The organism is Blastococcus capsensis (assembly GCF_030165005.1).
Classification (GTDB): Bacteria; Actinomycetota; Actinomycetes; order Mycobacteriales; family Geodermatophilaceae; genus Blastococcus; species Blastococcus capsensis.
Map to the genome: position 1 here is coordinate 75,394 of NZ_JASNNW010000005.1, position 6,413 is coordinate 81,806.

Annotated in this window: 7 protein-coding genes; all 7 read left to right on the plus strand. The window is 72.9% G+C overall.

Features of this window, described 5'->3' with window-relative positions; genetic code table 11:
• Positions 1 to 82 precede the first annotated feature (82 nt).
• The 7 genes from QOZ86_RS06025 to QOZ86_RS06055 all read left to right on the plus strand — a co-directional run bounded on the left by QOZ86_RS06025 (position 83) and on the right by QOZ86_RS06055 (position 6,237).
• Complete coding sequence (locus QOZ86_RS06025; RefSeq protein WP_284491060.1) at positions 83 to 1,180, plus strand: hypothetical protein; 1,098 nt, start codon at positions 83 to 85, stop codon at positions 1,178 to 1,180.
• An 82-nt stretch (positions 1,181 to 1,262) separates the two neighbouring features.
• A complete protein-coding gene (gene hisI / locus QOZ86_RS06030) occupies positions 1,263 to 1,640 on the plus strand; it encodes a phosphoribosyl-AMP cyclohydrolase (protein WP_284491061.1) in 378 nt (125 codons plus the stop codon).
• Positions 1,637 to 3,175: an anthranilate synthase component I gene (locus tag QOZ86_RS06035; protein WP_284491062.1), complete on the plus strand. Its 1,539-nt coding sequence runs from the start codon at positions 1,637 to 1,639 to the stop codon at positions 3,173 to 3,175. The genes hisI and QOZ86_RS06035 overlap by 4 nt, the downstream gene beginning before the upstream one ends.
• Positions 3,172 to 3,777, plus strand: coding sequence for a Trp biosynthesis-associated membrane protein (locus QOZ86_RS06040; RefSeq protein WP_284491063.1), 606 nt, complete (start codon positions 3,172 to 3,174; stop codon positions 3,775 to 3,777). The genes QOZ86_RS06035 and QOZ86_RS06040 overlap by 4 nt, the downstream gene beginning before the upstream one ends.
• A gap of 157 nt (positions 3,778 to 3,934) precedes the next feature.
• Positions 3,935 to 4,744, plus strand: coding sequence for an indole-3-glycerol phosphate synthase TrpC (trpC, locus tag QOZ86_RS06045; protein WP_284491064.1), 810 nt, complete (start codon positions 3,935 to 3,937; stop codon positions 4,742 to 4,744).
• Positions 4,745 to 4,856: 112 nt separating this feature from the next.
• Entirely contained in the window at positions 4,857 to 4,997 is a 141-nt protein-coding gene (locus QOZ86_RS06050; RefSeq protein ID WP_284491065.1) for a hypothetical protein, read from the plus strand.
• A gap of 76 nt (positions 4,998 to 5,073) precedes the next feature.
• Positions 5,074 to 6,237, plus strand: coding sequence for an IS701 family transposase (locus tag QOZ86_RS06055; RefSeq protein WP_284493342.1), 1,164 nt, complete (start codon positions 5,074 to 5,076; stop codon positions 6,235 to 6,237).
• Positions 6,238 to 6,413 lie beyond the last annotated feature (176 nt).

Genomic DNA, 6,413 nt, shown 5'->3' on the forward strand with positions numbered 1-6,413 from the left:
AGGAAGCGCGACGGTGGGGTGGGGCGACGTCGGTCCCACCTCACCGATCGTCCTGGACTGACACACGGGAGGTGGCCTCGGCATGTTCGCGGCGATCATCGCGGCTCTCGGCATGACCGCGGACGGGCTGGCCGAGGGCCTCTACGCCGTCCGCCATCGGTTCAGCGCCCGTGCCGCCAGCATCGGGTACGCGATCGGCGCGGGCGTCGGGTGGTTCTACAACGTCGTCACGCCGATCACGTTCACGGTGGAGAGCATCGCCGTCGCCACGCGGGCGGTGAAAAAGCCCCCGCAGATCCTCTACGTCGTCGCGCTGTCCGCCGTCCCGAGCATCGTCCTCGGGCTCTTCGGGCTGTACTCGACGTTCGTGAACTGGCTGGACCCGGCTGTCGTGGCTGGGGTCATCGCGGGCGTGGGAGTCATTCTCGCCGGCGTCGGGGTGGGCTACGTCCGGGAACGCCCGTACATCGCCGTGCCGGCGGTGGCTGCAGGCGTGGTCGGATACGTGCTGACCGACAACCTCGTCGTCGTCATCCTCGCGAGCATGGCCGTTGGTACGGCGGCCCGCTATCTCGTGCCCGAGCGGCTCCAGGACAAGGCGAAGAGCGACGGTGAGTCGGGCGACGACGGTGACACGGACGGCGAGGATGCCGAAGAGCCAGGTGTGGGGCTGATCCCGTTCCAGTGGCGAGACATGATCGCGCCGGCCGTGCTCATCGGAGCGTTCTCCGTATTCGCGCTGCGCACCGGCGCCGTCGTCTCCTACAGCAGGGTCAACGGCGAGCTCGCCGGCCAAGAAGCGAACCTCGACGGCGTGACGGTCATGGCCGGGTTGGCGAGCCTCGGCAGCGGGCTGCTCGGCGGGCCACCGCTCGAAACGACTCCGGCGCCGATGGCGGCGACGCCCCAGCCGGTGTTCTCCACGGTGCTGTTCATGGCTCTGATGGCGGTGCTGCTCTTCTTCGGGGCAGTCGGCCGGCTCGGGCGCTACGTCCCGCTCCAGGGGATCGCCGGCTTTCTCATCGTCACCGGCATCCCGGTGATCATGCCCGAGAACCTCCCCGCGGTCGCCGAGGCGCCGCTGGTCGGGGGAACCGCACTCGCGATCACGGCACTCAGCAACCCCTTCTACGGACTGCTCGCCGGGCAGGCGGTCGCGCTGCTGGGGATCGGGGGGTAGCGCGTCGTGCCCCCGAGGCCGGCTCCGCCATAGCGGTCGCGGTACCCGGCGACGGCCGAGCGGCGTACGGGAGACTGTCGGCATGTCCGCCGTACCACCCCCCGTCCCCACCCTGGCCCCCGAGGTCGCCGACCTGCTGCGTCGCGACCCGGCCGGGCTGGTCGCCGCCGTCGTCCAGCAGCACGACACCCGCGAGGTGCTCATGGTCGCCTGGATGGACGACGAGGCGCTGCGCCGCACCCTCACGACCGGCCGGGCCACCTACTGGTCGCGCAGCCGCGCGGAGTACTGGGTGAAGGGCGAGACATCCGGGCACCGCCAGTGGGTCCGGGACGTGCGGCTGGACTGCGACGGGGACGCGCTCCTGGTGCTGGTCGACCAGGAGGGCGCCGCCTGCCACACCGGCGAGCGCAGCTGCTTCCACCGGCCGCTTCCCGCCGTCCGGGCGGTGGCCCCGTGAGGTTCGGCAGCACGTCGCCCACTCGCGAGGAGTTCGCCGCGCTGGACGCCGCCGCCGGGAATGCCGTGGTCCCGGTCGCGCGGCGGCTGCTCGCCGACAGCGAGACCGCGGTCGGCGTCTATCGGAAGCTGGCCGGCAACCGGCCGGGCACGGTGCTGCTGGAGTCGGCCGAGCAGGGCAGGCGCTGGGCGCGCTACAGCTTCGTGGGCGTCCGCAGTGCGGGCGTCCTCACCGAGCGGGACGGTGTCACCCAATGGCTCGGGGACGACGTGCCCGGGATCACCGACGATCTCCCCGCCGATCCCCTCGACGCCGTCCGGGTGATGGCACGGCGGCTGCGCTCGCCGCGCACCCCGGGGCTGCCCCCGCTCACCGGGGGCCTGGTCGGCTACCTCGGTTACGACGTGGTGCGCCGTCTGGAGCGGCTGCCGGAGATCAGCACCGACGACCTCGGCATGCCGGAGCTGGCGATGATGCTGGTGACCGACCTGGCCGTGCTCGACCACGCCGACGGCTCGGTGCTCCTCATCGCGAACGTGCTGCGCGGTGCGGGCGGGCCGGACGAGACCGGCTACGACGACGCCGTCGCCCGGCTGGACGACATGGCCGCCGCGCTGGTCGGTCCCACCGACCCGGCGGTGGCGGTCTTCGAGCCGGCCGACGCGCCCCCGGTGCGCAGCAACCTGGCGCCCGGCGCCTACGAGGACGGCGTCGAGCGGATCCGCGAGCACATCCGCGCCGGCGACGCCTTCCAGGTGGTGCTCGCGCAGCGGTTCGAGCTCGAGACCGAGGTGGAGGCCCTCGACCTGTACCGGGTGCTGCGGGCGACCAATCCGTCGCCGTACATGTACCTGCTGAGGTTCGCAGGCAGGGAGACGCCCTTCGACGTGGTCGGCTCCTCGCCGGAGGCGCTGGTGACGGTCACCGGCTCGTCGGCGGTGGTGCATCCGCCGGCCGGTACCCGCCCTCGGGGTGCCACCCCCGAGGAGGACCTCCGGCTGGCCGAGGGGCTGCTCGCCGACCCCAAGGAGCGCGCCGAGCACGTGATGCTCGTCGACCTCGCGCGCAACGACCTGGGCCGGGTGTGCGTGCCGGGCAGCGTCGAGGTGCCCGACTTCATGCGGGTGGAGCACTACAGCCACGTCATGCACCTGGTCTCCACCGTCGCGGGCGAGGTCAGCCCCGGGTGCGACGCCCTGGACGTCTTCGACGCCACCTTCCCGGCCGGCACGGTCTCCGGGGCACCGAAGCCGAGCGCGATGACGATCATCGAGCGGCTGGAGCCCACGCGGCGGGCGCTGTACGCCGGCACCGTCGGCTACCTCGACGCCAGCGGCGACATGGACATGGCGATCGCGATCCGGACCGCCGTCCTCCACCAGGGCCGCGCGTACGTGCAAGCCGGCGCGGGCATCGTGGCCGACAGCGACGCCGCCACCGAGGAGGCCGAGACCCGGCACAAGGCGCGGGCGGTGCTCTCGGCGATCGCCACGGCGGAGGGTCTGCGCGAGCTGCGGGGCCGGGAGGGCCGGTGAGCCCGGCGGCCGACCGCCGGCAACTCGCCGCCGCCGCGCTCGCCGCGGCGGCGGCCGGTGCGCTGGCGCTGTCGGCGGCCGGCCAGCGGTGGGCACAGGTCACCGCCGAGCGCCGGGCACCGTTCCCACCGGTGACCGGGATGCTCTCGGGCGGTGACGCCGCACCCCTGGTGCCCGCGTCCGGGCTGGTGCTCCTGGCTGCGGCGGTGGCGCTGCTGGCGGTGCGGGGTGTCGGCCGGGTCGTCGTCGGGCTGCTCGTGGCTGCCGCCGGGGCCGCACTGGTGCTGTCGGGGCTGCGCGTCCTCGCCGGGGGAGTGCCCGACGCCGCCGCGGACCTGCCCGGGCTGGGCGGAGGCCAGCTGAGCGCCACGACGGTGGAGGTGTCGGCGACCTGGCCGGTGCTCGTCGTCGTCGCCGGCCTGCTGGCCGTGGTGGCCGGTGGACTGGCAGCCGCCCGCGGTCGGGCCTGGCCGGCCATGGGACAGCGGTACGAACGGGCTCCTGCCGTCAGGCGGTCGGCGGAGGACCGGGCCGACGACGCGTGGAAGGCGCTGGACCGCGGCGAGGACCCCACCGACGTGCCGCCCGGGCGCCCCCTATAGCGGAACCGGACCGGCCCGTCCACCCCACCCCGGGCCGGGGGGTGCCCGGCGCGCCTCTAGAGTGATCTCACCCATCCGCCCGGTGCGGGATCGACGTACGAGAGGCAGCGGCGCCCATGCGCAACCACGGGACCTCGTCCGAGGCTGCGACGACGCCGTGAACGTGCTCGACGAGATCGTGACCGGTGTCCGTGCAGACCTCGCCGTCCGCGAGGCCGCTACGCCGTTCGACCGGGTCAAGGCGGCCGCGCAGGCCGCCCGGCCGGCGCACGACGCCCTGGCCGCACTACGGGCTCCCGGGGTCGGGGTCATCGCCGAGGTCAAGCGCCGCAGCCCGTCCAAGGGCGACCTGGCCGACATCGCCGATCCCGCCTCGCTGGCTCAGCAGTACGCCGCCGGTGGCGCGCGGGTGATCTCGGTGCTCACCGAGGGACGCCGCTTCGGAGGGTCGCACGCCGACCTGGCCGCGGTCCGGGCGGTGGTCGACGTCCCGGTGCTGTGCAAGGACTTCGTCGTCAGCAGCTACCAGGTCCACGAGGCGCGTGCCTACGGCGCCGACGTCGTCCTGCTGATCGTCGCGGCGCTCGAGCAGAACGTCCTCGTCGGCCTGCTGGAGCGGGTCGAATCCCTCGGCATGACCGCACTGGTCGAGGTGCACACCGAGGCCGAGGCCGACCGCGCCCTGGCCGCCGGTGCCTCGGTCATCGGGGTCAACGCCCGTGACCTCACCACCCTGCAGGTCGACCGGTCGACCTTCGAGAAGATCGCCCCCGGGCTGCCGTCAGAGGTCGTGAAGGTCGCCGAGTCCGGTGTCCGCGGCCCGCACGACCTGATCGGCTACGCCGCCGCAGGGGCCGACGCGGTGCTCGTCGGCGAGGGCCTGGTCACCGCCGGGGACGCCCGCCAGGCGGTGGCCGACCTGGTCACGGCCGGTTCGCACCCGGCCACCCCACGCACCACCCGCTGACGTCCCCGTCTCGCGGCGAGCAGGGGCCGTGGGATGTCAGGGGCCGCTCAGTTCCTGACGAGTGGACCCGTTCCACGCGGGCCGGCCCGTGTGCAGACGTCCCGGCCACACGATGACCCCCGACGGCGTGCTCACCGTCATCACCCCGTCCGGCGTGACCCGGATCAGCCGGCCGCCCGGCTTCCGCGTGCTCACCGGACCACCGGAGCCACCGCCGCCACCACCTCTGGACGACGACCCACCACCGTTCTAGTACTACAGCCGCAAGGTTTTGAGTGGCCGCGGCGTGTCTGCCGGACTGCGGCGATCGGGCCGGTGACCTTGGCTGGATGGTCGAAGATGTCAGTGTGGCCGAGGTCGAGGGCTGGGCAGTCGGCCTGGAAGAGGTGACCTGGCGGATCGGGCCGCGGTTTTCTCGGCCGCAGCCGCGTGCGCAGGCCGGCGCCTATCTGCGGGGTCTGTTGTCGGGGGTGGAGCGCAAGAACGGGTGGACGCTGGCCGAGCAGGCCGGTGATCAGACCCCGGATGCGACCCAGCGGTTGCTCAACCACGCCGAGTGGGACGCCGACGGGGTCCGCGATGACCTGCGCGAATACGTCGTGGAGTACCTCGCCGATGACGACGCGGTGCTGGTGATCGATGAGACCGGCTTCCTGAAGAAGGGCAGCAAGTCCGCCGGGGTGGCCCGGCAGTACTCCGGTACGGCGGGGCGGATCGAGAACTCCCAGATCGGGGTGTTCCTGGTCTACGCCGCTGCGGCCGGGCGGACGTTCATCGACCGGGAGCTGTATCTGCCCAAGGCCTGGACCGATGATCGTGCCCGCTGTGCTGAGGCTGGTATCGGCCCGGAGGTGGAGTTCGCGACCAAGCCGGAGCTGGCTCTGCGAATGCTCATCCGGGCCCTGGACGCCGAGGTGCCGGCCGGCTGGGTCGCCGGTGATGAGGTCTACGGGCAGAACGGCGCCCTGCGGCTGGCGCTGGAGGAACGTCGCATGGCCTACGTGCTCGCCGTCCCGGTGAACCAGCACGTCATCGCCACCATCGACGACCGGCCGGCCGGCACCCGGGTCGATGCGCTTTCGGCCGCCGTGCCCGAGGCGGACTGGCAGCGACTGTCGGCCGGTGTCGGCGCCAAGGGCCACCGGCTCTACGACTGGGCGCGCATCCCGATCCGGTCATTGGATGAGCCCGGCCGGTACTGGCTGCTGGTCCGTCGCCGCCTCACCGATGGCGAACTGGCCCACTATCTGTGCTTCTGCCCGGCGCAGGCGTCGCTGGCCGACCTGGTCGGCGTCGCCGGCCGTCGCTGGGCGATCGAGGAATCCTTCGAGACCGGCAAGGGCGAAGTCGGCCTGGACCAGTACCAGGTCCGCCGCTACGACGCCTGGTACCGACACATCACCCTCGCTTGCTGGGCACACGCCTTCCTCACCGTCACCCGCGCCGCCACCAGCGGCGAAAAAGGGGGGTCCCGAACCTGCACGGCGAGCTGACCGAGCTCTCACTGCCCGAGATCCGCCACCTGATCACCTGCCTGGTTTGGGCACCGCAGCACCCACCCCAGCAAGTCCTGGACTGGTCGCACTGGCGCCGCAGACACCAGGCCCGCGCCCGCCGCTGCCACTACGCCCGACGCGGCTCCGCCAGTGAAATGCGGCTGTAGTACTAG

Coding starts and splice junctions, on each gene's coding strand:
- QOZ86_RS06025 (WP_284491060.1), top strand. CDS start 83: ATGTTCGCGGCGATCATCGCGGCTCTCGGCATGACCGCGGACGGGCTG.
- QOZ86_RS06050 (WP_284491065.1), top strand. CDS start 4,857: ATGACCCCCGACGGCGTGCTCACCGTCATCACCCCGTCCGGCGTGACC.
- QOZ86_RS06055 (WP_284493342.1), top strand. CDS start 5,074: ATGGTCGAAGATGTCAGTGTGGCCGAGGTCGAGGGCTGGGCAGTCGGC.
- hisI (WP_284491061.1), top strand. CDS start 1,263: ATGTCCGCCGTACCACCCCCCGTCCCCACCCTGGCCCCCGAGGTCGCC.